Source organism: Microbacterium sp. GbtcB4 (assembly GCF_019091465.1).
Lineage (GTDB): Bacteria > Actinomycetota > Actinomycetes > Actinomycetales > Microbacteriaceae > Microbacterium > Microbacterium paraoxydans.
The window spans coordinates 1-253 of record NZ_JAGXJJ010000290.1; the positions used below are offsets into that span (position 1 = coordinate 1).

Sequence of the window (253 nt, forward strand, 5' to 3'; positions counted from 1 at the left end):
GGCTACCCCACGTTGCCGCCCCCCACCCGGGTGCGCAGGCTGCTGCGGCCGAGGGTGCGCCGGAGCAGACGCGGCCGCACCACGCGGTACGGATAGTCGAGCCAGAGCGCGAGCTGCGCCCTCGGGGTCAGGATCTCGTCGGCTCCCTTGCTCGTGTACTGCCACTCGGTCACCCAGCGCTCCTCCGCCGCGAAGGTGCGCACGTCGCCGAGGAACTCCGCCCTCGGGGTCCAGTCCGGGCCGTGGGACAGGC

General features: G+C 73.9%; 1 pseudogene. It reads right to left on the reverse strand.

Features of this window, described 5'->3' with window-relative positions:
• Positions 1-2 precede the first annotated feature (2 nt).
• Positions 3-253, reverse strand: a pseudogene (locus KVS71_RS17935) (AAA family ATPase); the annotation flags it as partial.